Genomic DNA, 21,141 nt, shown 5'->3' on the forward strand with positions numbered 1-21,141 from the left:
CAAAGCCGCCAGTTCGGCGACGCATTGTTCACAGAGTGTACATTTCAGTGATCGGACGAAAGGCGCAAAATTCGTGTCGGGTCAGCCTTTGACGGCAGTAAATTTTCCCGCCGCCAAATTTCCGGGTTTCTGGTCGACGCAATTCCCAGAGGAATCGCGACGCGCCTTGGAACTGCTTATCCCGGATGCGTCATATCCTCGGGCCGCACCAGCCGGTCATAGTCGGCCTCGCTGACCAGCCCGGTGGCCAGTGCCTCCTCCCGCAAGGTCGTGCCTTTCTTGTGCGCCGTCTTGGCGATCTTGGCGGCATTGTCGTAGCCTATGGTGGGTGCAAGTGCCGTCACCAGCATCAGCGAGCGGTCGAGCGCGGCCTTGATGTTGTCTTCGCGTGCCTCGATGCCGACGACGCAATTGTCGGTGAAGGAGATCGAGGCATCGGCGAGCAGCTGCACCGACTGCAGGAAATTGTAGGCCATCAGCGGGTTGTAGACATTGAGCTCGAAATGGCCCTGGCTGCCGGCGAAGGTCAGCGCGGCATTGTTGCCGAACACCTGCACGCACACCTGCGTCATCGCCTCGCACTGCGTCGGGTTGACCTTGCCCGGCATGATCGACGAGCCCGGCTCGTTTTCCGGCAGCGACAGTTCGCCAAGGCCCGAGCGCGGGCCGGAGCCGAGGAAGCGGATGTCGTTGGCGATCTTGAACAGCGCTGCCGCCGCGGCGTTGATGGCGCCATGCGAGAACACCATGGAATCATGCGCGGCGAGCGCCTCGAACTTGTTCGGCGCGGTGACGAAGGCGATGCCGGTGATGGCGGCGATGCGGTCGGCGACCTTCTCGGCAAAGCCCACCGGCGCATTGAGGCCGGTGCCGACGGCGGTGCCGCCCTGCGCCAGTTCCTGCAGGCCGGGCAGCGTCATCTCGATGCGCTTGATCGAGGAGGCGACCTGCGCGGCATAGCCCGAAAATTCCTGGCCGAGGGTGAGGGGAGTCGCATCCTGCGTATGAGTGCGGCCGATCTTGATGATGTGCGCAAAGGCCTTGGTCTTGGCCTCAAGCGCGGCATGCAGATGCTTCAGCGCCGGCAAGAGGTCGTGCACGATGCGCTCGGCGCAGGCGATGTGCATGGCCGTCGGGTAGGTGTCGTTCGACGACTGGCTCATATTGACGTGGTCGTTGGGATGCACCGGCTTCTTCGAGCCCATGACGCCGCCAAGCATCTCGATCGCCCGGTTGGAGATCACCTCATTGGCATTCATGTTGGACTGCGTGCCCGAGCCGGTCTGCCACACGACCAGCGGGAAATGGTCGTTGAGCTTACCGTCGATGACCTCTTGCGCCGCCTCGATGATCGCCTTGCCGATCGAGGGATCGAGCCGCTTCAGCTCCATATTGGCTTCCGCCGCCGCCCGCTTGACGATGCCGAGCGCGCGCACGATCGAGGCCGGCTGCTTTTCCCAGCCTATCTTGAAATTGCCGAGGGAACGCTGCGCCTGCGCGCCCCAATAACGGTCGGCGGCAACCTCGATGGGGCCGAACGTGTCGGTTTCGGTTCTGGTCCTGGCAGCGGTCACTTGTCTCTCCGACGATCGAATTCGGCAACGGCGTATCGCGTTGCACAATGGCCTTCAAGCAGAGATTGCAGCAGGCAAGGATGCAAATCGGTTAGATGGCGAGCGCCAGGCACGACAGTGGGCAAAATCGCTCATTTTAGCTTGATGACAGATACCAGGCGCTCAAATAGGGTGCCGGCCAACAGAATCCTGGTCGGGCGGACGTGGCACACGATTTCCACTATCGCCGGTATTGATGCGGTTCGATGGCCAATGGCGAACTCGTCTTCTCGGTGGCCAATTCCGGCAAGCCGATCCCGGCTGAAATGATGGCCAATCTTTCCAGCCTTTTGTGCGCGGCAAGACCACCGACGAGCAGGGTCTGGGTCTGGGCCTCTACATCGCCTCGGAGATCGCCAAGATGCATGGCGGCAAGGTCGAAGCCGTCTCGACGCCGCAAGAGACGCGTTTGTCTTCCGTATGGCGCTGAAGCGCGCCTGATCGCCGGCTGTCAGCTCGGAACCTTTTTCTGCCAGCGGCGCAGCTTTGTGCTGAGATAGGATCTGTAGCCGAACGGAAGTGTTGGCCGTCCGGAAGGCGTGGCTGTCCGCTGCTCCAGGCGCTGTCGTACGACGCTCATCAGTCTGCAGAACTCTGGTGTTTCCACTGATTGCATCCGTTTGACGAGGCTGTCGGGCAATGGCTTTGAGCGCCAGTCGAAATATGCCTCGTATTCTTGCGGCGTTTCGATCAGGTGCTGGAGATAGGCTGCAAGATCGCTGGCGCTGGCGAAGGCGCTGGCGTCGATATAGGAGTTCTCTGGCACGAACTTGTCCACATTCGGAGCACCAAGGTAGATCGGCACCGTGCCGGCCAGGAATGCGTCGTAGATTTTCTCGGTGACATAGTCGGCCTCGATCGAGTTCTCCATGACGAAGCAGAATTTGTGCCGCGCAATGGTTTCGATCTTGGTCTTCGAGCCGAGATCGGGACCGGTGACCGATCGATTGTTGCGGTATCGGCCATAGGAATCGATCTTGATGTGGCGCGCCAGTTCGTTCGCCAGATCGACACGGCCGCTATAATTCAGCCCGGCCGATTGGAAGAGTGCGGCCGGCGCTTCTTCCGTTTTCTGCACGATCGGTCTGGCCAGCGCTTCTTTCCACCACACGGCGGGGGGCAGGTAGGGCGCCCAGACATCGGACCGGGATTCATGCGTCATGATGATGTCGAAGTGCCGCATGATTTTGGGGTCGGCAAGGCGCTTGTAGTTTTGGCCGCACTCCTTCGACCAGGCGACCAATATTGACCTGGGTATTTGTAGGCATCGCCAGCTTCGCGAAAGTTCGGAATATGGAAGACGACTGCCGCAGCCTCGGAAATCCGTCGTTTGTCCAGTGTCCACCGCCCGGGCACTTCGCACTGTATCGAGGCTATGTCGACTGGTTTGCTGAAGAACGTGGTGTAGAACAGGATCAGGGGATCTATTGACGGCATGGCACCACGAATATCGGAAAATATTGCTCGATCTTTAGACAGACGCGGTATCGGAAGTTTGGTCAAGTGCTCCGGCCTGTCCGAGGCAGAGGGCCGCCCAAACGGTTATCCCGCCGTGTAGCCGCCGTCGATCGCAAAAATCCCGCCGCTGGTCCACGCAGCCTCGTCGCTGGCGAGATAGACTGCAATGCCGGCGAGATCCCTGGTCTGACCGATGCGGCCGAGCGGGTAGCTGCGCTCGACATAGGCCTTGAGCTCGGCTTGCGCTGCCGCCGGCAGGTTTTCGATCGATTTGCGCCGCATGGCGGTGTCGACCGTGCCGGGTGCGATCGCATTGACCCTGATGCCGCGCGGGCCAAGCTCGAAGGCCAGCGACTTGGTCAGCGAATTCAGCGCGCCCTTGGACAGGGAATAGAGGCTCGACGGCCGCTTCGGGATCATCTTGTTGGCGAAGTAGGACGAGATGTTGATGACCGAGGGGTTGACGCTGAAATGCGGCAGCAGACGCTGGGTGAGGAAGAACGCCGCCGTCACATTGAGTGCGAAGGATTGCTGGAACTGGTCCTCGGTGACGGTCTCGAACGGCACCAGATAGGCCACGCCGGCATTGTTGACGAGGATATCGAGCGGGCCGGTTGCTTTCACGCGATCGACCACGGCATCGATGCCGGAAGAGGTTGAAAGATCGGCTGACAGGGTCCGCACACTTCCTGCTGCCGCCAGTTTCTGGCGTGCAGCGTCGAGCTTGCCGGTGTTGCGGCCAACGATCAGCACGTCGGCACCTTCGCGCAAGAAGGCTTCCGATATGGCCAGGCCGATGCCATCCGAACCGCCGGTCACCAACGCCCGTTTGCCCTGAAGTCGCATCGAACGCTCTCGCTGTTCCAAGTCAGGAAAGCAATGCCGATCGGCGAGGGCGGTCAAGCCGCCGGCCTATCGCACAGTATGAACTTCGGTTGGCGGCATGCCGATCGATCTAACGCAACAACGACTGCGACGTCGGCGACAGGCGCAAGGTCTCGGCCGGCAGGCGAACCGCTTGTCTTAAAGCTTGCCATCGGGGCGAAGCGGCAAGTTCTGCTTCATGGCGGGCATACGCTTCGACACTGTCGAAACCCGTCACGGCAATGAAGACGTTTTCGCCCAAACGCACGGGCAGGCGGGGAAAGCTGTTTTCGGCGTGTTCGGTGATGAAGGCGCCGTGCAATCTCCCGCCGGCGGCCGCAAGGATCGGAACGGCATCTGTTTCGAAATTGCCGGCGAAATCGGCCGCGACGCCAGGCCGCAGATGATGAATCTGGATGACAACAATACCGGTCAAGCGATTGTCGGTGCGAGGCTTTCCAGCCGCCGGCAAAGAGCCTCGCCGGGAGCCCGACAGGTCGAAACCGGCGCTTGGCCATGCCGGCTTCAAGAGCAGCACATCGTCGGAATCGATCATCGTCGCATTGGCGGCGTTACGGTGCGCCGTCCACACCGGCCCGTCATAGAAGGCGGTGAGCGTTTCCTTGCGCGCTTCCATGTCGKCRAAGCCGCGCAGCCAGACAAACATGTCGGGCCGGTCGAGATCGCGAAACTGGCCGATGATGGTCATCCCGGCGTCTTCCTGGCCTTCGATGAACCGACTGTCGAAGATGTCGATCAGCGTCTCGCGCCGGCCGGGCTTCAGCGTGTATTGCCGCAACTCGACGACCGGTGAGGCAAGCAGAGTGGCCATTGCGGGCACATTGAGGGGCACGGTCATTGTGTCGTCTCCAAAACAGGATGATCATCCGGTTTATAAAACAGACCGGTTGTCCTGTTTTGTCAATCTGCTATCGTTCGCCAATGTCAGCAGAGATTGCTCAGGCCGCAAAAGGGCTGCCGCGAAAACGCACCAACGATCCGGAAGGCCTTCGTAACAAGGTGCTCGATGTCGCCGAAGCGTCGTTCCAGGCGCGCGGCTATCACGCATCCGCCCTTGGCGAACTGATGGCTACCGCCGGTGTCACCGGCGGCGCACTGCATCATCACTTTCCAACCAAGAAGGCGCTGGCTCTGGCGGTGATCGAAGAGCGGGTGGCTGCCGCCCTGGACGAGACCTGGATCGGTCCGGTAAGGGCGGCGGGCTCGGCGCGCGAAGGCGTGCGCGCGGTGTTCGAGGCGGTGGCGGCTGAACTGGAGCAGCAAGGCTTCGTCCGCGGCTGTCCGCTCAACAATCTGGCGCATGAATTGTCGCTCGCCGATCCGGATTTTCGCCTCGCTTTGGCCGGCATCTTTGCCGGATGGCGTCAGGCGATCGCCGACAAGATCAGGGCCGACCAGCAGGCGGGGAGGGAGCAGGGCACCGACCCCGAGCGCTTTGCGGCCCTAGCCATCGCCGCCTATTCCGGCGCCATGTCGATGGCCAAGACGGCGCAGGATGCCAGCGTTTTGCGCGACTGCCTGGCCGAACTTGAGGGCAGCCCAACGCCGCCATTCGGAGCGAAGCGACGTCGCAGGATCCTGCTGCGGCCGGGAAAACCTTGAGGCGGAAGGCCGCGTCCTAGTTGGCAAGCGGTTTGATCGTCTCGTAACCGTTCACCGATTCCGCGCTGGTGCCTTCATCGTAACGCCGGGCGACAGACGCTTGCAGATCGGGCGCATAAAGCGCGGTGAACGTGTCCAGCGTCTCGCCGGCGCCGTTCTTGAAGGTCTCCTTGACGGCCAGCACGTTGTATTTGCAGCCGCCGACGCTGAACGTCTCCTTGCCCTTGACGACCAGGCTCAGTGTCTTGGTGCTCTTCGGCTGCTTGTTCGGCGACAGCTCGACGAATTCTATCGTGCTCTTTGCTCCCGTCTTCAGTGGAAACAGTTTTCGCAGATCGGAAAACGGGATCGTCGCCACCCTACCGGTATCGCTGTCGCGAAACACTTCGACCAGGCCGCCGAACAGGAACTGCGTCTGCGGCGATTGCGATTCGTAGGTATTGGCGACGGAGACCATGCCGCCGGCCACCGGCCGGAACTCGCTGCGGATGCCGGGCATTTCCAGAACGAAGCCGGCCTTGGCCGATTTTGCGTCGACGCAGTCGGCGGCATGCACCGCACCCGCCGGCAGCAACCCAGCCAGCACCATGCCTATCGAAGCAACTTTCATGAAATCCTCCTCTGCCCGCGCACCGAGCACCGGCGCGGAAAAATGCCAGAGCCACAATGCTGTGTCGACCTGCTACGCGCAGCAACTGGACGGCAGGGCGCTGGCTGTGCTGAAACTCACACCATGAATCGCATCTCCACCCGGCGCAATTTCCTTGCACAGGCAGCCGGCCTTGCCATGGGTGGCCTGCTGCCGCGCGCCGCTCTCGGCCAAACCGGAAAGCGCATCCAGCCCATCAACGCCACATTTCTGTTCATCGCCGATGTCCATGCCTGTCGTATGGCGAGCGGCTTGAGCCCCAATTGCCTGCAGGAGGGCAAAACGGACGCCGCGCTGTTGCGCAATGTCGCGGCCCTCAATGGGTTGGCCGACCGGCAATGGCCGGCCGAGATCGACGGCGTTGCCACCGGCCTGCGTTCGGCCGGCAGCCGCATCGGTGCGCCGCTCGGCCTCGTTGTCGGCGGCGACATCACCGACGATGGCGGCGGCCAGATCACCGAGCCCAGCGAAGGCACGCAGCTTTTGCAGTTCAGCCAGCGCTACAGCCAGGGCGTCGGCCCCGACCGCGTGCACATGCCGGTCTATCTCGGGCTCGGCAATCACGATCTCGACCAGAACGGTTCGCCGCCGCATGTCGACTGGTACCGGCGTGAATTGCGCGACTATGTCGAGGTCAACCACCGCCCCGGCGTGTTCTTCAAGCCGCCGGTGCCGGCCACCGAATACGATGTCGATACCGACTGCTACTCCTGGGATTGGGGCGGCCTGCACCTGATCCAGACGCACCGCTTTGCCGGCGACACCGGCCATGGCGCGGTCAGCAGCCTGCCATGGCTGAAGCAGGATCTGTCGACCTACGCCGCGGACGGCCGTCCCGTCATCCTGTTCCAGCACTATGGCTGGGACACGTTCTCGATCGAGCGCTGGGATCCCACGAAGCGCACCTATGACGACGATGGTGCCGGCGCGCCGCACTGGTGGAGCGAGGCGGATCGTCAGGCGCTGCTTTCGGCGATCAAGGGTTACAATGTCATCGCCATCTTCCATGGCCACCAGCATGAAGTGCCGATGATCTACAACAGCGACGGTCTCGACCTGTTCAAGCCCAAGGCCGCCTATATGGGTGGCTTCGCGCTGGTGAAGGTGACCGGCGAGGCCATGGATGTGGTGCTGGGCGAGGCGACCGGCGACCATGGCGAGGTCAAGTTCACCAACGCCTTCAGCAAGAACCTGACCTTCTGACAGTTCTCAAGAAAAAGGCGGCATTGAGCCGCCTTCTTCATTGCCTGCAAAGATCGGATCAGAGCGCTTTCTTGACCTTTTCCTTCACGTCGCCATAGGCCTTCTGCACCTTGCCAGCGATCTTGTCGGCCGTGCCCTCGGCCTCGGTCTGCCTGTTGCCGGTCGCCTTGCCGGCAGCCTGCTTGACCGAGCCCTTGACCTGCTTGGCCACGCCGGCAACCTGATCCTTGTTCACCATCTTTGCATCTCCTGGGATTTCATTTGCAGGAGGCAAACGGGCAGGCGTGGCTTAGGTTCCCCGGACAGCAAGTCATCGTCGCATTGGTTGCCTATCTGGTCGCCTGGATGCTTGCCGCCATCGTATGAGGGGCTAGTGTGACGAAAATTTTGGGAGAGACCGTCTTGGCCGAATTCACGCTCATCATCGCCAACAAATGCTTTTCGTCCTGGTCGCTCAGGCCATGGGTTGCGATGAAGCACCTGGAGATTCCGTTCGAGGAAGGGTTTGTGCGCCTGCGCACGCCGGAGACTTTTGCCAATCTGGCGAAAGTGTCGCCTACCGGCCTGGTGCCTGTGTTGAATCACAATGGCAGGATCGTCTGGGAAACCCTTGCCATCCTTGAATATCTGGCCGACCTGTTTCCGGAGAAAAAACTCTGGCCCGACGATATCGGCGCTCGTGCCTTGGCGCGCTCGGTGGCGACCGAGATGCATTCCGGCTTTCGCGAGGTGCGCTATGGCTGGCCGATGAATTTGCGCCGGCCGAAAGGCCACAAGCCGCTCGACGCTGAAGGCGAACTCCAGCGCGCGCGCATCGAAACGATCTGGCGCCAGTGCCGCGAACAATTCAGCAAGGACGGCCCGTTCCTGTTCGGCCATTTCACCGCGGCCGATGCCATGTACGCGCCCGTCGTCACCCGCTTCGACACCTATGGCGGCGAACTGGCGCCCGATACACGCGCCTATGTCGACGCGATACTGGCAACGCCGGCAATGCGGCACTGGTATGCGGAAGCGGCGAAGGAGACGTGGCCGGAACCCGGCCCGGACGAATAGGTCGACTGACGACATCCCGGAGCAATTCCAGTAAAAGTGTGAGCGGTCTTCCGTCCGAAAAAGCCCGCCACATACAAGAACGCCTCTCGCACCATTTAATGTGCGGGAGGCGTCCTTTCGCCAGCAGTCCTGAGATCGCTCTCTAAAATTGCTGACACCATAAAAATGCGCCGGCTTGCGATTGGTTCCGCGCCCGGTGAATTTTTTTACGCCCGCCTTGCGCTCCGCCAATTCGCCAGTTGAGGTCTCATGCACCCGGCATCCCCAGGTTGAATTCTGCCTGCGGAGAAACCAGAAATTGACTCGGCGCCAAAAGAAGTCTAGAAGAAATATGTCGATATTTGTTTGACCGACTTTTGTTATCCGCGCACATACGCGCGCCTTTGACGAACTTCCCCATCAAAAATCGAGACAAAAACCGTTATGCATTCGCACGACGGTTAACGAGTATTTGCCAGGGAAAGGATTCTTCATGGCTACCGGCACAGTGAAATGGTTCAACGCCACCAAAGGTTTTGGTTTTATTCAGCCTGACGACGGCTCCGCCGACGTTTTCGTCCACATCTCGGCCGTAGAGCGCGCCGGCATGCGTGACATCGTCGAGGGCCAGAAGCTCGGCTACGAGATGACCCGCGACAACAAGTCGGGCAAGATGTCCGCCGATCAGTTGAAGGCGGCCTGATCAAGAATTCGGCCTTCCGGTGACCACGGATGTACTGGCACCGATGAAAGGCTGAAAGGAGTGCCTTGCGCATCCAATAGGATGCGCGGCGCTTCCATGGAAGGTCAGGCGGTGCCTGGCCTTTTTCATTTTGCGTGTCATGCCGCTAAAAGTGCGCTGCACGCCGGCCGGAACGTGCTAAGGGACGCTCCAGCAATCTGAACCGCCCGTATTGCCCCGGTGCCATATTGCTTTGGTCGTGACCGCAGACCGGTCTCGCCCGATCGGCGCCAGGCTCCCGACAGGAGAAAGTTTTGACCACTCAATCGAAGACCGCCGACCAGGCCGTGTCGCTGTTCAGCAAGACGCAAACCCAGTCGATGTCGCTCAACCGCATCCTGTCCGAGCGTGATGCCGTCAGCGAGGCGCGCGAAGCCAAGACCGCGCGCCTGCGCGAACTGCGCAAGGAAAAGGAAGCCGACGAGATGGCCGCGGCCGCGGCCCTTGCGGCGTCGCCGAAGCGGGCAGGCAAACGCTGATGGCTACCAAGCGCGTACCGCCAACGCCGATCGATGCCGATGCGACCATTGCGTCCATGGTCACAGGCCTGGACAAGCCGGTCGAATACGTCCGGCGTGTGCTGGAAAAGCTCGAGCGCTGCAAGCGTGCCCATGGCGATGCGCAGGTGCGCGTCGGCGTGCGCGGCCGTGCCGAAGCCCCGAACTATCTGGTCGAATATGTCCGCGAGGACAAAAAGACCCAGGAGCGCGTGACCTATCAGGATGCCGCCTACAGCGGCAGCACGCATCGCGAGCTCGCGGCGCACCACATCGCCGAGGCGAGGAACTGGTCGCCCGAGGAAATGAACATCACGGCGGTCTCGGCGCTGATCGGCCGCTTGCGCAATCCGCGCGCACCATCATCGCGTTTTTCCGACGAGGACTGACATGGCCATAAAATTCTCCGCCAAAGACCAGCCGGCAACGCCGGCTGCCGCTGCAAAGCCGGCCAAGCCCGCTGCCGCGCCGAAGGCTGCTGAGGCCGCCGAGACCGCGACCGATCTGTTCAAGTCGCCGGCGGACGCACCGAAGGGCAAGAAGAAGAAATAGCGCCTTGCCACGAGTTGCCGGTTACCCCTCCGTCGCGTCTGCCGACCTGGCTGGCGCCCCGGACTTTTTGTCTGGCGATGAGGAAGCCGGCACGGTCGCAATCTTCGATTGCCAGAGCTGCGGCGCCTGCTGCTCCTACTCAGCCGAATGGCCACGCTTCTCGACCGAGGACGATGCGCAGCTCGACCGGATTCCAGAAAAATTCGTATCCGCCGACCTGTCCGGCATGCGCTGCGAGGGTGTGCGCTGTACGGCGCTGACCGGCGAGGTCGGCAAGCACACGGCCTGCGGCATTTACGAGATCCGCCCCGACGTCTGCCGCGCTTGCATGCCCGGCGGCGACGATTGCCTGATGGCGCGCAAGGCGCACGGGATGCCGCTCGAACTGCCAATCCCCCCCCATGTGGGGGAGATGTCCGGCAGGACAGAGGGGGGCGCTGTCCCGCCGGCTTCTCTGTCGAGTTTCAATCCTACGCCTGAATAGATTTCCGGCGAGGATCGACCCGACGCAGGCGATCCTTCGCGCCCCCCTCTGGCCTGCCGGCCATCTCCCCCACGAGGGGGGAGATTACTCTCACCGCCGCTTGCCCATCCCCACACCTCCCGGTACGTTGTCGCCGGGCAGGGCGTTGGAGGATCCATGAGCATCGAATTCCTGTTGACGTCGCTGATCGTCGTGGCTTCGCCCGGCACCGGCGTTCTCTACACGCTGAGCGCCGGGCTTTCGCGCGGCGTGCGCGCCTCGATCATTGCCGCTTTCGGCTGCACGCTCGGCATCATTCCGCATATGGCCGCCGCCATCACCGGCCTGGCGGCGCTGCTGCACACAAGTGCTGTTGCCTTCGAGACCCTAAAGTATCTCGGCGTTGCCTATCTCCTCTACATGGCCTGGAACACGCTGAAGGAGAAAGGCGGCTTGAGCGTCGATGAAAACGTAGCACCCCGCTCGGCCGCCAAGGTCATCACCTCCGGCATCCTGATCAACATCCTCAACCCAAAACTGTCGATCTTCTTCTTTGCCTTCCTGCCGCAGTTCGTCAGTACCACCGAACCGAACGCATTCGCCAAGATGCTCGAACTCTCGAGCGTCTTCATGCTGCTGACCTTCGTCGTGTTCGTCGGTTACGGCATCTTTGCCGCTTCGATCCGCAGCCATGTCGTGTCGCGGCCGATGGTGCTGACCTGGATGCGCCGCACTTTTGCCGGCGCCTTCGTCATGCTCGGCGCCAAGCTGGCGCTGGCGGATCGGTAGAACAGGAACTGCAGCCCCTCGGCCTATAACTCCTCGTCGGTTCCGGATCCGGTCCGGATGCCGAGACGCCAGGCTGAGGGTGGAACGCCGATCATCTTCTTGAAGGCACGGCTGAACGCCGCCTCGGATTCGTAACCGATTTCGGCCGCGATGCTCGCCATATTGGCGTTGCCGGCGCTGAGCAGTTCCGAAGCGATCTGCATGCGCCATTTGGCGAGATAGTGCATTGGCGGCATGCCGACGAGCCTGGTGAAGCGTTCGGCGAGCACGGTGCGCGACAGCGCCGAGTCCTTCGCCAGTGCCTCCACGGTCCAGTTATGCGCCGGACGGTCGTGGATCAGCGCCAGTGCCCTGGCCAGATGCGGATCGCGCAGGCCCGCCAGCCAGCCCGTGGTTTGCGGCGGCAGCGATTCCACGTAGCGGCGCAGCACGTCGACGAACATCAGTTCGCTGAGCTTGGTGAGCACCGTTTCACTGCCGGCGCGCTTTTCCGCCACTTCCGTGACAGCCAGCTTGATGAACTGGCCGAGCCAGCCGCCATCGCCTTTTACATCTCCGGCCTTGATCACCGGCGGCAACGCCTCGAGCAGGGGATTGAACGGCTGTGCGTCGCAGGCGAGATAGCCGCAGACCAGCCTTGCCGAGGTCGCGCCGTCGCCGGCGCAGTTGATGTAAAACGGCATTTGGCCGGCGGTCGCGATGTCGAGAACGTCGGCTGTCGGCGGATCGGCGCGCAGCGCCGGATTGCTCGACATGATGTGCGGGTCGCTCCTGGTGAAGACCACGACTTCGCCGGCCTCCAGCGCGATCGCTTCCTGGCCGACGATGCGGGCGAAGCAGCGGCCGGCCGTCACCACATGGTAGGAGATCAGATGGTCCGCGCCGGGCAGGATCTTCGGCAAGATGGACGACGGCGCCGGCGAACAGACGGCCCACGGCTCGTGTCCTTCGATGTCGAAAAACGTCGCGCCGGTAAGCCGTACCGTCCTTAACAGGTCAGACAGAGCATCCCCGGCCATTTCCGTTTCGTCCCGCACCCATCCCCGGCGAGCCGGCACTGCGAAGGGCGGTGCCGGTGCGACATCCCTTTCCAGTTCCGGACGCGCTGTCAAGCAAGGCGGACGCCGCATCATTCAGTTCGCAGCCGAAAGCCTTACACCCCGCTGGTGCTCAAGCGCTGCCGAAAGCGGACGCCGAGCGCAGTCGAAACCAACCAAGGACAAAAGTCATGACGGTACATAGAGGCGGGTGTTTTTGCGGCGCCGTGGAAATCGAAGTGCACGGGTCCGCCGAGGCAATGGGCTATTGCCATTGCAGTTCCTGTCGATCGTGGTCTGCGTCTCCCGTGAATGCCTTCACGCTGTGGAAGCCGGAGAACGTCAAGGTCACCAAGGGCGCGGAGTTCCTGTCCGGCTTTGAGAAAACCGAAATGAGCGATCGCCAGTTCTGCACGAAATGCGGTGGTCATTTGATGACCGATCATCCGCCGCTTGGCCTGGTCGATGTCTATGCGGCGACGATACCGGGCGTGAAATTCACGCCTGGGGTTCACGTCAACTATGCCGAGACGGTGCTGCCGATGAAGGACGGACTGCCCAAGCTCAGGGATTTTCCCGCGGAACTCGGCGGCTCCGGCATCGCCGTGCCGGAGTAAGGCCGGCCACTGCTCGCCATTTTGACAACTACAATTCACCACAGGAGATTATCCATGGAAATCGCAACATTCCGCGCCACGCAGGAACCGATCAAGGATCTTTATCGCAAAGATGCGAAGGCCGCGTTTCTCACCTTGAAGGCCAGGGGTGTCGCTGACGCCTCCACCGTAACCTGCAAGGTCGAGACCGGGCGTGGACTGGCGCTTGCCGGTATCCATCCGATGGCCGGCGGCAGCGGTCAGGAGCTCTGCTCCGGCGACATGCTGCTTGAGGCGCTGATCGCCTGCGCCGGCGTCTCGATGCGGGCGGCCGCGGCCGTGCTGGAAATTCCGATCAGGTCGGCCGAAGTCTCCGCGGAAGGCGACGTCGACCTTCGCGGCACGCTTGGTGTCACAGAAGGCGTGCCGGTCGGCTTCAAGGAAATCCGCTTGCGGTTCGACATCGATACCGATGCTTCGCAGAGCCAGCTTGACCAGCTGCTCGAACTCACCGACCGCTACTGCGTGATCTTCCAGACGATCCAGAACAGCCCCAAAACGACGGTGAAGCTGCAAAGGGTCGTCCATTAACGGGACAACAGCCGGAATCTCTGCCCTGCCGGGCGAGATTCCGGATTAATCCAAGTGTGGTGCCGCATCGGGTAAGGCCTATCCCTTGACGTAGCCCATCGCCTCGACGATCCGCCCGTCCGCGACGCGCATCAGGTTGACGCCGCGGATGGAGTTGCCGTCGGCCATGAAGTAGCGCCAGCGGATCGTCACCCGCTCGCCGGCGACGAAAGTTTCCTCGAGGTCGAAGCTCGTGCCAGCTTGCGTGGCAATCGCCGACCATAAGCCAATACAGGCATCCTTGCCGGCATGGCGCGCGCCATCCGGAGCCGGCACGGTGTTTTCGATGACGCAGTTCTCGGCGACCAGTTCGCCGAGCGCCGATGGATCGTGCAACTGGAACACATCGTTGAAGCGCCGCATGATCTCGGCAGTCTGGCTGGATTGTTCGTCCGCGTGAATTGTCACGACACTATCCTGTTTCATCTTTGCCTCCTGATGTTCAATGTTCGGCAGGGGCAGCGCTGGCGATGAGCCCAGCCTTGAGATTTATGCTGGAAACGCCGGCCAGTGCCCGCGAGACGAGGCAGCCTGCCTTGGCCGACTGTGCAAGGCGCTCGAACTCGTCTGCCGAGAGATCGGCGACCTCCGCCTCGGTTTCGAGCTCGATGCGGGTGATCGTTGGCCCGGCCGCGGTCGCGCCGAGATGCACCTTGGCGACGGTGCGGATGGTCCGGGCGACATGGCCTTCCTGGCCGAGGATGAAGGTCAGCGCCATCGAGAAGCAGCCGGCATGGGCTGCCGCGATCAGCTCTTCGGGATTGGTGCCTGGACCGTTCTCGAAACGCGAGGGAAAGGAATAGGCGCCTTCGAAGATGCCGCTGCCAAGCCGCAGGCGGCCCGAACCTTCCTTCAGCGTGCCTTGCCATTCTGCGGAAGCTTCACGGATGGTCATGGTCGTTCTCCTGGTTCGGGGTTGAAAAGCGGGCAAACGGGTCAGGCGCCGTCGATGACAACCTTCCCGAATACGTCGCCCTGCTGGAAGTAGCGGTAGGCTTCAGGGGCCTCGGCAAAGGGGAAGACCTTGTCGATAACGGGCTTCAGGCGATGCTGCGAGACGGCGCGCAGCATCGTTTCGAGGTTCGTCCGGCTGCCGACGAACAGGCGGCTGATGGTGACGAGGCTGCGCTGGTAAAGCCCTGCCGGCATCTCGATCGATCTGCCTTTGGTGTCCTGCAGCGTCAGCAGCACAATGTGTCCATAAAGCGTGCTGGCAATCAGCGACTGCGCGAAGGTGGCCGGGCCGCCGGTTTCGACGACGAGGGCGATACCGCCTGTCTGTTCGCGCACCCAGGCGCCCCATTCAGGCATGTCGGTGCTGGAGACAACCAGGTCGGCGCCCAGCGCCTGCAGCCTGTCGGCCTTCTCGGCGCGCGACGTGACGGCCACGACGCGGCAGCCTGCGAGCTTGGCGAACTGCAGCGCAAACAGCGATACGCCACCCGAGCCGATGACCAGAACCCATTGGCCAGGTTTGAGAATTCCGGCCGCCGTCACGGCGTTCCAGGCTGTCACGCCGGCGCAGGTCAGCGTTGCCGCCTCGTGCCAGCTCAGATGATCGGGCAGCCGCACCGCCCATTGCTCGTCGAGCACGGCATACTCACTCAGCATGCCGTCCAGAGTGCAGCCGAGCTGATCGATCAGCCCGGCATTGATGCGGCCATCGATCCAGCGGGCGAAGTAACTGCCGGTGACGCGGTCGCCGACGGCAAAGCGGTTGACTTGATCGCCAATCGCGACGACCTCACCGGCGCCGTCGCTCAACGGCACTACACCTTGGCGCGGCGGCAGCGGATAGGTGCCGCCGAGGATCATCGTGTCGCGGCGGTTGAGCGAGGTGGCGCGAACGCGCACCACGATCTCGTGGCATTTTGGTTCCGGCCGCGCCTCGTCGCGCATCACCAGGGATTCGGTTCCACCAAACCCTTCAAGACGGTAGCTGCGCATTGCTTGCCTCCACATATATAGACCGATCTACATATTATATAGACCGGTTGTCATATTTTTCGCAAGTCCTATAATGGCTACTGCTGACAGAGGCTGACATGGCGAACGACACCCGCACCCGCATACTCGAGACGACGGCGCTGCTGCTCAGGCAGCGCGGCTATCACGGCACCTCGCTCAACGACATTCTGGGCGCCAGCGGCGCGCCGCGCGGCTCGCTCTACTTCCATTTTCCGGGTGGCAAGGACCAACTGGTCATCGAGGTGACGCGCGACAGCGTCGCCGACGTGACGAAAAGGCTGGGCGAAGCGCTGGCCGCCGAGAGCGATCCGGCGGTGGCCGTCCATCACATCTACCAGTCGGTCGGGCGCATGCTGGAGGACCACGATTTTTCGCTGGGCTGTCCGATTGCGCCGGTGGTGCTGGACTCACCCAAAGACGTGCCGGAACTGGCGGAACTCTGCCGTTCGGCTTTCGGGCAATGGATCGGCTTGCTGCAACAGGCCTTTGTCAGGGCAGGGGTGCCGGAGCGCCGCGCGCATGCCCTGGCGCTGCTGGTCGAATCGTCGCTGGAAGGGCTGATGGTAATCGCCCGAGCCACCCGCGACCGCGCCCCGGTGCTAGTGGTGGCCGACGAGGTCGCGGCGCTTGTCGAGCAGGCGGTGCTTGCGGGCAAGGTTGCGCAGCAGGCGGAGAGCGCGGCCTAACTAGCTGATCTTGAAAACAAAAAGGGCGCCTTTCGGCGCCCTTTCCGTATCTGAAGGCTGATGGGAGTTGGATTAGAAATCCATGCCGCCACTCAAGCCCGCTTGCGGGCTTGAGCAACTTTAGCTCATGGGCGTGCTTTATGGATTTCTTAGAAATCCATGCCGCCCATGCCGCCCATGCCGCCGCCGCCCATGCCGCCAGGCATGCCGCCGCCAGCCGACTCCTTCTTCGGAGCCTCCGCGATCATGGCTTCGGTGGTGACAAGCAGGCCGGCGACCGAGGCCGCGTCCTGGAGAGCCGTGCGAACGACCTTGACCGGGTCGACGATACCCATGGCGATCATGTCGCCATACTCGCCGGTCTGGGCGTTGTAGCCGTAGGTAGCGCCCTTGTTGTCGAGGATCTTGCCGGCAACGATCGAAGCTTCCGCACCGGCGTTGGCCGCGATCTGGCGGGCCGGAGCCTGCAGCGCACGACGAACGATGTTGATGCCGGCAGCCTGGTCGGCATTGGCGCCGGTGGCCTTGATGTTGGCCGAAGCGCGCAGCAGGGCGACGCCGCCGCCTGCAACGATGCCTTCTTCCACGGCCGCGCGGGTCGCGTTGAGGGCGTCATCGACGCGGTCCTTCTTTTCCTTGACTTCGACTTCCGTCGCGCCGCCGACGCGGATCACCGCAACGCCGCCCGCCAGCTTGGCGAGACGTTCCTGCAGCTTCTCCTTGTCGTAGTCCGACGTGGTCTCTTCGATCTGCTGCTTGATCTGGGCAACGCGGCCCTGGATCTCGGCCTTCTTGCCGGCGCCGTCGACGATGGTGGTGTTCTCCTTGGAGATCGACACCTTCTTGGCGCGGCCGAGCATGTTGAGGCCAACATTCTCGAGCTTGATGCCGAGGTCTTCCGAGATGACCTGGCCACCGGTGAGGATGGCGATGTCTTCCAGCATGGCCTTGCGGCGATCACCGAAGCCCGGCGCCTTGACGGCGGCGATCTTCAGGCCACCACGCAGCTTGTTGACGACCAGCGTGGCCAGAGCCTCGCCTTCGACGTCTTCCGAGATGATGAGCAGCGGCTTGGAGGTCTGCACGACGGCTTCGAGAACCGGCAGCATGGCCTGGAGGTTGGAGAGCTTCTTCTCGTGCAGCAGGATGTAAACGTCCTCGAGCTCGGCAACCATCTTGTCGGCGTTGGTGACGAAGTAGGGCGAGAGGTAGCCGCGGTCGAACTGCATGCCTTCGACGACTTCCAGCTCGGTCTCGGCGGTCTTGGCTTCTTCAACCGTGATGACGCCTTCGTTGCCGACCTTCTGCATCGCTTCGGCGATCATAGCGCCGACCGACTCGTCGCCATTGGCCGAGATCGTGCCGACCTGGGCAACTTCCTCGGAGGTCTTGATCTTCTTGGCAGCCTTGCCGAGAGCCGCGACGACTTCGGTCACGGCCAGATCGATGCCGCGCTTCAGGTCCATCGGGTTCATGCCGGCGGCAACGGCCTTGTGGCCTTCCTGGACGATCGACTGCGCCAGAACGGTCGCGGTCGTGGTGCCGTCGCCGGCGATGTCGTTGGTCTTCGAAGCAACTTCGCGGACCATCTGCGCGCCCATGTTTTCGAACTTGTCTTCAAGTTCGATTTCCTTGGCGACGGTGACGCCGTCCTTGGTGATGCGCGGGGCGCCGAACGACTTGTCGATAACGACGTTGCGGCCCTTGGGGCCGAGCGTGACCTTCACCGCGTCGGCGAGGATGTTGACGCCGCGCAGCATGCGCTCACGGGCGTCGCGGGAGAATTTTACGTCTTTAGCAGCCATTTTTAGCTCCTGGCAGGGGCTCGGGGAGAGCCCGAAAATTCAGTTGATGAGGAGGCCGATAATCAGCCGATGATACCCATAATGTCGGATTCCTTCATGATCAGAAGGTCTTCGCCATTGAGCTTGACTTCGGTGCCCGACCACTTGCCGAACAGGATGCGGTCGCCAGCCTTGACGTCCAAGGGAACCAGCTTGCCAGCTTCGTCACGGGCGCCGGAGCCGACGGCGATGATCTCGCCTTCCTGCGGCTTTTCCTTTGCCGTATCCGGGATGATGATCCCGCCGGCGGTCTTGGATTCGGATTCGACCCGGCGAACGACCACGCGGTCATGAAGCGGGCGGAACTTCGACTTTGCCATTTTTTCTTCCTCGAATGAGAACGGTGAGAACAGTTCCTCCATCCGGCGGTGCCGGACATGAGTTAGCACTCACTTGGGTCGAGTGCTAACGTGGCGCTGAAATAGGCGCGTGGCTTTCGAGAGTCAAGGCGAACGGTGGGCTCAATTTGCTCTAATTGGAGCCCTGCCGTGGTCTGACGGGAAGCCTAGCGGCGCCTCGGCGATTCAAGCACCAGCAGCGGGCATCGCTCCGCCAGGGGATAGGTGCCGCTCGGCACGACGCGCACTTCGCCGAACCAGCCGCTCGCCTCATCGACCAGCACGGCCAGCGGCGCGAAGCTGTAGCTTATGTCGGAACCGGCGTAGACGTCGATCGTGTTGATCGACGCGATGCTCCATCCCGTCCGCGCGGCAAGCGCCTCGCGGTCGGGGAACAAGCCGTCGAACGTGTCGCGGATCGCCCGTACCTTGATCGCGAAATCCAGGCCTCCCGTGGTGCATGCCATCGCAATCCGCCATTTGAGCGCATGGAAATTCTCGATTGCGCCGGCTAGTACCTGGGCTTCGATATCAGCCAGGTCCTCAGTCGTTTCCGGGGCCGCGAAAACGCGGATCGCGGCCCGCCCGCCTGAATTCAGCACCCTGGCGATTTCGCCATGCAGGCGATTGCGTGCTGACTGCGAAGCGACGGCGGACAGGCAGCCATCGCCAATGACTGCCTCGGCGCCGGCATTGGCAACGGGCAAATCCAGCCAGTTTCCAGCCATCGCCCTGCGCGAGGCATTGTCGCCGGCCCATACGCCCGAAATCATGGCCGCCGATTGGTCGATTGCCAGCATCGATCTGCCGAGCACGGCGAGTTCCGGCGTCACCCCCAGGAGCAGGACGTCGGCATTTGCCAGGCTGAGTTCGTGCTCGAATATATCGACGGTTTCCGGCGTCGGCCGAAGCGGCGCGTCCAGAAGCCTCCAGTGACGGTGATAATTGTCCCAATGATTTGTCATGCTGCCTTTGCAGAGTCCGAGACTCCTGGCTTTTGGTGGTCACAGTCGCTTATTAGAAAATTGCAGGAAATCAAAAGGCAGCCGGTGGCACGAATTGTCGTCGTAACGCATGAACACGATCGGTTCCAGGGCGGCCGCAACCTCTTACTGCGCAGGTCGAGCCCATACATGCTTTTCGATATTATCGAGGAGCTGAAAAGGCGCGGCCATTCGGTCCGGATCCAGCAAGGCCCGGCCAGGACACACAGTGCCGACATCGCAATTCTGCATGTCGATGCAACGGTCACACCGGCGGACTATCTCGACTATGCACGGGGTTTTCCATTCTGCCTCAATCTCGTAACGGCCGACATCTCCAAGCGACAGGTCAGCGGCGCGTTGCTAAAGCACGACGACGCCTGGCAGGGCCCGGTCATCGTCAAAACCAATCTCAACAATCAGGGCATTCCGGAGACGTTCCTCAACCGGCGATCGAGACGCGCGGGCAAGCAGCCACCTTTTCCTGATGTGCAGGGGCTGCAGCCTTATGAGGTCTACGGGTCTCTTGGCGACGTCCCGGATCGAGTCTTCTGCGACGACGATCTGGTCGTGGAAAAGTTCATTGCCGAACGGGAGCCCGATGGCTTCGCACTGCGGTTCTGGGTGTTTTGCGGAGAGAGCGAGCGTTGCACCCGCTACATCTCGCCAAACGGCCTGGTCAAGGCATCTGAAACGATCCGACGCGAGCCTGTCCCTGTTCCGGACGAGATCCGCGAGCGGCGACGAGAACTCGGCTTCGACTACGGCAAATTCGATTTCGTCATGCATGAGGGCAGGGCCATCCTGCTCGACGCCAACAAGACACCGGGCCGTCCCAAGAATCTGGTGAAAATGTTTACGGCCGGCGCTGCCCACCTGGCCGACGGCTTCGAGGGCCTTATGCATCGGGCGCGATAGGCAGTACTTCTCGCCTAAAGAAACTGGCGCAACTGCGTATGGATGATCGACCGGTAGTCCTCGATTGTATGCCGGCTTTCCGCTTCATCCTGGGTCAGCGCCATGCGTACGACTCCACCGGCAAGCTGGAAGATCAGGAAAACCATGCGGCCGAACTCTCCGCGCCGCTCCGGCGCGAGAAACGCCTCGACATGGTCGCAGAACATCCTCGCCTGCTGCCGGGTTTCTGCGATGTCGAGATTTTGCAGCGCCTTGTCGGCCTGGATGGCGTTCTGCAAATCCTGGATGGCCGGGTCGCCGGCGACGCGTTCATAGTAATCGTCGAGCAGCCTGTCGGCGGCGGCGATGACGTCATTCAGCCCGCCGATGTCGGCAACGATCACCGCAAGCCGGGCGCGGCTCACTTCGGAGAAACGCTCGTAGAGCATCGCCAGGATCGCCGACTTGTTGGGGAAGTAATGATAGACGGTGGCGATCGGCCCGCCGGCCAGCGCGCCGACTTCCTTCATGGTGACGGCGTCGATGCCCTTTTCGCCGATCAGCCGCATGGTCGTCGACAGGATGGCGTCGATGCGCTCGCGGCTGCGCTCCTGCTTCGGCCTGCGCCTCGGTTCGGTCGCCGTTCTCATTGCTTCGTTCATGCCGCCACCCTC

26 protein-coding genes and 2 pseudogenes are annotated in these 21,141 nt (G+C 62.1%); 14 read left to right on the forward strand and 14 right to left on the reverse strand.

The window, feature by feature from the left end:
* Window positions 1–176 precede the first annotated feature (176 nt).
* Entirely contained in the window at window positions 177–1,574 is a 1,398-nt protein-coding gene (gene fumC / locus AC1DYO_RS09420; RefSeq protein ID WP_477262514.1) for a class II fumarate hydratase, read from the reverse strand.
* Window positions 1,575–1,899: 325 nt separating this feature from the next.
* On the opposite strand from fumC, the pseudogene AC1DYO_RS09425 reads away from it, so the two are divergent.
* Window positions 1,900–2,043, forward strand: a pseudogene (locus AC1DYO_RS09425) (ATP-binding protein); the annotation flags it as partial.
* Between the two features lie 21 nt (window positions 2,044–2,064).
* On the opposite strand, the gene AC1DYO_RS09430 reads toward AC1DYO_RS09425, so the two are convergent.
* The 3 genes from AC1DYO_RS09430 to AC1DYO_RS09440 all read right to left on the reverse strand — a co-directional run bounded on the left by AC1DYO_RS09430 (window position 2,065) and on the right by AC1DYO_RS09440 (window position 4,794).
* Window positions 2,065–2,775, reverse strand: a complete 711-nt coding sequence (locus tag AC1DYO_RS09430; RefSeq protein WP_477262516.1) for a glycosyltransferase family 10 domain-containing protein — start codon at window positions 2,773–2,775, stop codon at window positions 2,065–2,067.
* 380 nt (window positions 2,776–3,155) lie between these two features.
* Window positions 3,156–3,917 (reverse strand): SDR family NAD(P)-dependent oxidoreductase, encoded by a 762-nt coding sequence (locus AC1DYO_RS09435; protein ID WP_477262518.1) that lies wholly within the window; start codon window positions 3,915–3,917, stop codon window positions 3,156–3,158.
* A 109-nt stretch (window positions 3,918–4,026) separates the two neighbouring features.
* On the reverse strand, window positions 4,027–4,794 hold the full coding sequence (locus AC1DYO_RS09440) for an NIPSNAP family protein (protein WP_477262520.1): 768 nt from the start codon (window positions 4,792–4,794) through the stop codon (window positions 4,027–4,029).
* Window positions 4,795–4,877: 83 nt separating this feature from the next.
* Between AC1DYO_RS09440 and AC1DYO_RS09445 the strand changes: the two genes are divergently transcribed.
* On the forward strand, window positions 4,878–5,558 hold the full coding sequence (locus AC1DYO_RS09445) for a TetR/AcrR family transcriptional regulator (protein ID WP_477262522.1): 681 nt from the start codon (window positions 4,878–4,880) through the stop codon (window positions 5,556–5,558).
* A gap of 16 nt (window positions 5,559–5,574) precedes the next feature.
* Here the strand turns inward: AC1DYO_RS09445 and AC1DYO_RS09450 are convergent, their stop codons facing one another.
* The gene (locus tag AC1DYO_RS09450) at window positions 5,575–6,168 is read right to left on the reverse strand and encodes a hypothetical protein (RefSeq protein ID WP_477262524.1); all 594 of its coding nucleotides are present in this window, start codon (window positions 6,166–6,168) and stop codon (window positions 5,575–5,577) included.
* A 123-nt stretch (window positions 6,169–6,291) separates the two neighbouring features.
* On the opposite strand from AC1DYO_RS09450, the gene AC1DYO_RS09455 reads away from it, so the two are divergent.
* Entirely contained in the window at window positions 6,292–7,410 is a 1,119-nt protein-coding gene (locus tag AC1DYO_RS09455; protein WP_477262526.1) for a metallophosphoesterase, read from the forward strand.
* Between the two features lie 58 nt (window positions 7,411–7,468).
* Here the strand turns inward: AC1DYO_RS09455 and AC1DYO_RS09460 are convergent, their stop codons facing one another.
* Window positions 7,469–7,648: a CsbD family protein gene (locus AC1DYO_RS09460; RefSeq protein ID WP_477262527.1), complete on the reverse strand. Its 180-nt coding sequence runs from the start codon at window positions 7,646–7,648 to the stop codon at window positions 7,469–7,471.
* A gap of 164 nt (window positions 7,649–7,812) precedes the next feature.
* Here AC1DYO_RS09460 and AC1DYO_RS09465 point away from each other — a divergent pair, with 164 nt between their 5' ends.
* The 7 genes and pseudogenes from AC1DYO_RS09465 to AC1DYO_RS09495 all read left to right on the forward strand — a co-directional run bounded on the left by AC1DYO_RS09465 (window position 7,813) and on the right by AC1DYO_RS09495 (window position 11,488).
* On the forward strand, window positions 7,813–8,466 hold the full coding sequence (locus AC1DYO_RS09465) for a glutathione S-transferase family protein (protein ID WP_477262529.1): 654 nt from the start codon (window positions 7,813–7,815) through the stop codon (window positions 8,464–8,466).
* Between the two features lie 472 nt (window positions 8,467–8,938).
* Window positions 8,939–9,148, forward strand: coding sequence for a cold-shock protein (locus AC1DYO_RS09470; RefSeq protein WP_023671502.1), 210 nt, complete (start codon window positions 8,939–8,941; stop codon window positions 9,146–9,148).
* Window positions 9,149–9,441: 293 nt separating this feature from the next.
* Window positions 9,442–9,666: a hypothetical protein gene (locus tag AC1DYO_RS09475; protein WP_477262531.1), complete on the forward strand. Its 225-nt coding sequence runs from the start codon at window positions 9,442–9,444 to the stop codon at window positions 9,664–9,666.
* Window positions 9,666–10,073, forward strand: coding sequence for a hypothetical protein (locus tag AC1DYO_RS09480; RefSeq protein ID WP_477262533.1), 408 nt, complete (start codon window positions 9,666–9,668; stop codon window positions 10,071–10,073). The genes AC1DYO_RS09475 and AC1DYO_RS09480 overlap by 1 nt, the downstream gene beginning before the upstream one ends.
* A 1-nt stretch (window position 10,074) precedes the next feature.
* Window positions 10,075–10,236 (forward strand): hypothetical protein, encoded by a 162-nt coding sequence (locus AC1DYO_RS09485; protein WP_477262536.1) that lies wholly within the window; start codon window positions 10,075–10,077, stop codon window positions 10,234–10,236.
* A 67-nt stretch (window positions 10,237–10,303) separates the two neighbouring features.
* Window positions 10,304–10,618, forward strand: a pseudogene (locus AC1DYO_RS09490) (YkgJ family cysteine cluster protein); the annotation flags it as partial.
* Between the two features lie 258 nt (window positions 10,619–10,876).
* Window positions 10,877–11,488: a LysE family translocator gene (locus AC1DYO_RS09495; protein ID WP_477262538.1), complete on the forward strand. Its 612-nt coding sequence runs from the start codon at window positions 10,877–10,879 to the stop codon at window positions 11,486–11,488.
* Window positions 11,489–11,511: 23 nt separating this feature from the next.
* Here the strand turns inward: AC1DYO_RS09495 and AC1DYO_RS09500 are convergent, their stop codons facing one another.
* On the reverse strand, window positions 11,512–12,507 hold the full coding sequence (locus AC1DYO_RS09500; RefSeq protein WP_477262540.1) for an AraC family transcriptional regulator: 996 nt from the start codon (window positions 12,505–12,507) through the stop codon (window positions 11,512–11,514).
* Between the two features lie 209 nt (window positions 12,508–12,716).
* On the opposite strand from AC1DYO_RS09500, the gene AC1DYO_RS09505 reads away from it, so the two are divergent.
* Both AC1DYO_RS09505 and AC1DYO_RS09510 read left to right on the forward strand, forming a co-directional pair.
* A complete protein-coding gene (locus AC1DYO_RS09505) occupies window positions 12,717–13,142 on the forward strand; it encodes a GFA family protein (RefSeq protein WP_477262542.1) in 426 nt (141 codons plus the stop codon).
* Window positions 13,143–13,196: 54 nt separating this feature from the next.
* Window positions 13,197–13,712, forward strand: coding sequence for an OsmC family protein (locus AC1DYO_RS09510; protein ID WP_181060279.1), 516 nt, complete (start codon window positions 13,197–13,199; stop codon window positions 13,710–13,712).
* A 78-nt stretch (window positions 13,713–13,790) separates the two neighbouring features.
* Here AC1DYO_RS09510 and AC1DYO_RS09515 read toward each other — a convergent pair whose 3' ends face one another.
* From AC1DYO_RS09515 to AC1DYO_RS09525, 3 genes are read right to left on the reverse strand one after another with little or no spacing between them, the layout of a single operon-like run.
* Window positions 13,791–14,177 (reverse strand): nuclear transport factor 2 family protein, encoded by a 387-nt coding sequence (locus tag AC1DYO_RS09515; RefSeq protein WP_477262544.1) that lies wholly within the window; start codon window positions 14,175–14,177, stop codon window positions 13,791–13,793.
* A gap of 16 nt (window positions 14,178–14,193) precedes the next feature.
* Window positions 14,194–14,646, reverse strand: coding sequence for an OsmC family protein (locus AC1DYO_RS09520; protein ID WP_477262546.1), 453 nt, complete (start codon window positions 14,644–14,646; stop codon window positions 14,194–14,196).
* Between the two features lie 41 nt (window positions 14,647–14,687).
* Entirely contained in the window at window positions 14,688–15,698 is a 1,011-nt protein-coding gene (locus AC1DYO_RS09525; RefSeq protein WP_477262548.1) for a zinc-dependent alcohol dehydrogenase family protein, read from the reverse strand.
* A gap of 98 nt (window positions 15,699–15,796) precedes the next feature.
* Between AC1DYO_RS09525 and AC1DYO_RS09530 the strand changes: the two genes are divergently transcribed.
* The gene (locus tag AC1DYO_RS09530) at window positions 15,797–16,405 is read left to right on the forward strand and encodes a TetR/AcrR family transcriptional regulator (protein WP_477262550.1); all 609 of its coding nucleotides are present in this window, start codon (window positions 15,797–15,799) and stop codon (window positions 16,403–16,405) included.
* A 149-nt stretch (window positions 16,406–16,554) separates the two neighbouring features.
* Here the strand turns inward: AC1DYO_RS09530 and groL are convergent, their stop codons facing one another.
* The 3 genes from groL to AC1DYO_RS09545 form a co-directional block, all read right to left on the reverse strand.
* On the reverse strand, window positions 16,555–18,210 hold the full coding sequence (gene groL / locus AC1DYO_RS09535) for a chaperonin GroEL (protein ID WP_477262552.1): 1,656 nt from the start codon (window positions 18,208–18,210) through the stop codon (window positions 16,555–16,557).
* Between the two features lie 62 nt (window positions 18,211–18,272).
* Window positions 18,273–18,569, reverse strand: coding sequence for a co-chaperone GroES (gene groES, locus AC1DYO_RS09540; protein WP_006203049.1), 297 nt, complete (start codon window positions 18,567–18,569; stop codon window positions 18,273–18,275).
* 185 nt (window positions 18,570–18,754) lie between these two features.
* A complete protein-coding gene (locus AC1DYO_RS09545) occupies window positions 18,755–19,552 on the reverse strand; it encodes a class I SAM-dependent methyltransferase (protein WP_477262554.1) in 798 nt (265 codons plus the stop codon).
* 168 nt (window positions 19,553–19,720) lie between these two features.
* Between AC1DYO_RS09545 and AC1DYO_RS09550 the strand changes: the two genes are divergently transcribed.
* Complete coding sequence (locus AC1DYO_RS09550) at window positions 19,721–20,488, forward strand: hypothetical protein (RefSeq protein WP_477262556.1); 768 nt, start codon at window positions 19,721–19,723, stop codon at window positions 20,486–20,488.
* A gap of 14 nt (window positions 20,489–20,502) precedes the next feature.
* Here the strand turns inward: AC1DYO_RS09550 and AC1DYO_RS09555 are convergent, their stop codons facing one another.
* Window positions 20,503–21,129, reverse strand: coding sequence for a TetR/AcrR family transcriptional regulator (locus tag AC1DYO_RS09555; protein ID WP_477262558.1), 627 nt, complete (start codon window positions 21,127–21,129; stop codon window positions 20,503–20,505).
* Window positions 21,130–21,141: the final 12 nt, after the last annotated feature.

It is taken from the genome of Mesorhizobium sp. P2_F5 (assembly GCF_056403715.1).

Excerpts from the sequence above, each read along its gene's own strand:
- AC1DYO_RS09485 (WP_477262536.1), top strand. The coding sequence starts at position 10,075 with ATGGCCATAAAATTCTCCGCCAAAGACCAGCCGGCAACGCCGGCTGCC.
- AC1DYO_RS09435 (WP_477262518.1), bottom strand. The coding sequence starts at position 3,917 with ATGCGACTTCAGGGCAAACGGGCGTTGGTGACCGGCGGTTCGGATGGC.
- AC1DYO_RS09480 (WP_477262533.1), top strand. The coding sequence starts at position 9,666 with ATGGCTACCAAGCGCGTACCGCCAACGCCGATCGATGCCGATGCGACC.
- groES (WP_006203049.1), bottom strand. The coding sequence starts at position 18,569 with ATGGCAAAGTCGAAGTTCCGCCCGCTTCATGACCGCGTGGTCGTTCGC.
- AC1DYO_RS09545 (WP_477262554.1), bottom strand. The coding sequence starts at position 19,552 with ATGACAAATCATTGGGACAATTATCACCGTCACTGGAGGCTTCTGGAC.
- AC1DYO_RS09500 (WP_477262540.1), bottom strand. The coding sequence starts at position 12,507 with ATGGCCGGGGATGCTCTGTCTGACCTGTTAAGGACGGTACGGCTTACC.
- groL (WP_477262552.1), bottom strand. The coding sequence starts at position 18,210 with ATGGCTGCTAAAGACGTAAAATTCTCCCGCGACGCCCGTGAGCGCATG.
- AC1DYO_RS09455 (WP_477262526.1), top strand. The coding sequence starts at position 6,292 with ATGAATCGCATCTCCACCCGGCGCAATTTCCTTGCACAGGCAGCCGGC.
- AC1DYO_RS09505 (WP_477262542.1), top strand. The coding sequence starts at position 12,717 with ATGACGGTACATAGAGGCGGGTGTTTTTGCGGCGCCGTGGAAATCGAA.
- AC1DYO_RS09450 (WP_477262524.1), bottom strand. The coding sequence starts at position 6,168 with ATGAAAGTTGCTTCGATAGGCATGGTGCTGGCTGGGTTGCTGCCGGCG.
- AC1DYO_RS09460 (WP_477262527.1), bottom strand. The coding sequence starts at position 7,648 with ATGGTGAACAAGGATCAGGTTGCCGGCGTGGCCAAGCAGGTCAAGGGC.
- AC1DYO_RS09445 (WP_477262522.1), top strand. The coding sequence starts at position 4,878 with ATGTCAGCAGAGATTGCTCAGGCCGCAAAAGGGCTGCCGCGAAAACGC.
- AC1DYO_RS09525 (WP_477262548.1), bottom strand. The coding sequence starts at position 15,698 with ATGCGCAGCTACCGTCTTGAAGGGTTTGGTGGAACCGAATCCCTGGTG.
- AC1DYO_RS09495 (WP_477262538.1), top strand. The coding sequence starts at position 10,877 with ATGAGCATCGAATTCCTGTTGACGTCGCTGATCGTCGTGGCTTCGCCC.
- AC1DYO_RS09530 (WP_477262550.1), top strand. The coding sequence starts at position 15,797 with ATGGCGAACGACACCCGCACCCGCATACTCGAGACGACGGCGCTGCTG.
- AC1DYO_RS09510 (WP_181060279.1), top strand. The coding sequence starts at position 13,197 with ATGGAAATCGCAACATTCCGCGCCACGCAGGAACCGATCAAGGATCTT.
- AC1DYO_RS09550 (WP_477262556.1), top strand. The coding sequence starts at position 19,721 with ATGCTTTTCGATATTATCGAGGAGCTGAAAAGGCGCGGCCATTCGGTC.
- AC1DYO_RS09555 (WP_477262558.1), bottom strand. The coding sequence starts at position 21,129 with ATGAACGAAGCAATGAGAACGGCGACCGAACCGAGGCGCAGGCCGAAG.
- AC1DYO_RS09470 (WP_023671502.1), top strand. The coding sequence starts at position 8,939 with ATGGCTACCGGCACAGTGAAATGGTTCAACGCCACCAAAGGTTTTGGT.
- AC1DYO_RS09520 (WP_477262546.1), bottom strand. The coding sequence starts at position 14,646 with ATGACCATCCGTGAAGCTTCCGCAGAATGGCAAGGCACGCTGAAGGAA.
- AC1DYO_RS09430 (WP_477262516.1), bottom strand. The coding sequence starts at position 2,775 with ATGACGCATGAATCCCGGTCCGATGTCTGGGCGCCCTACCTGCCCCCC.
- AC1DYO_RS09515 (WP_477262544.1), bottom strand. The coding sequence starts at position 14,177 with ATGAAACAGGATAGTGTCGTGACAATTCACGCGGACGAACAATCCAGC.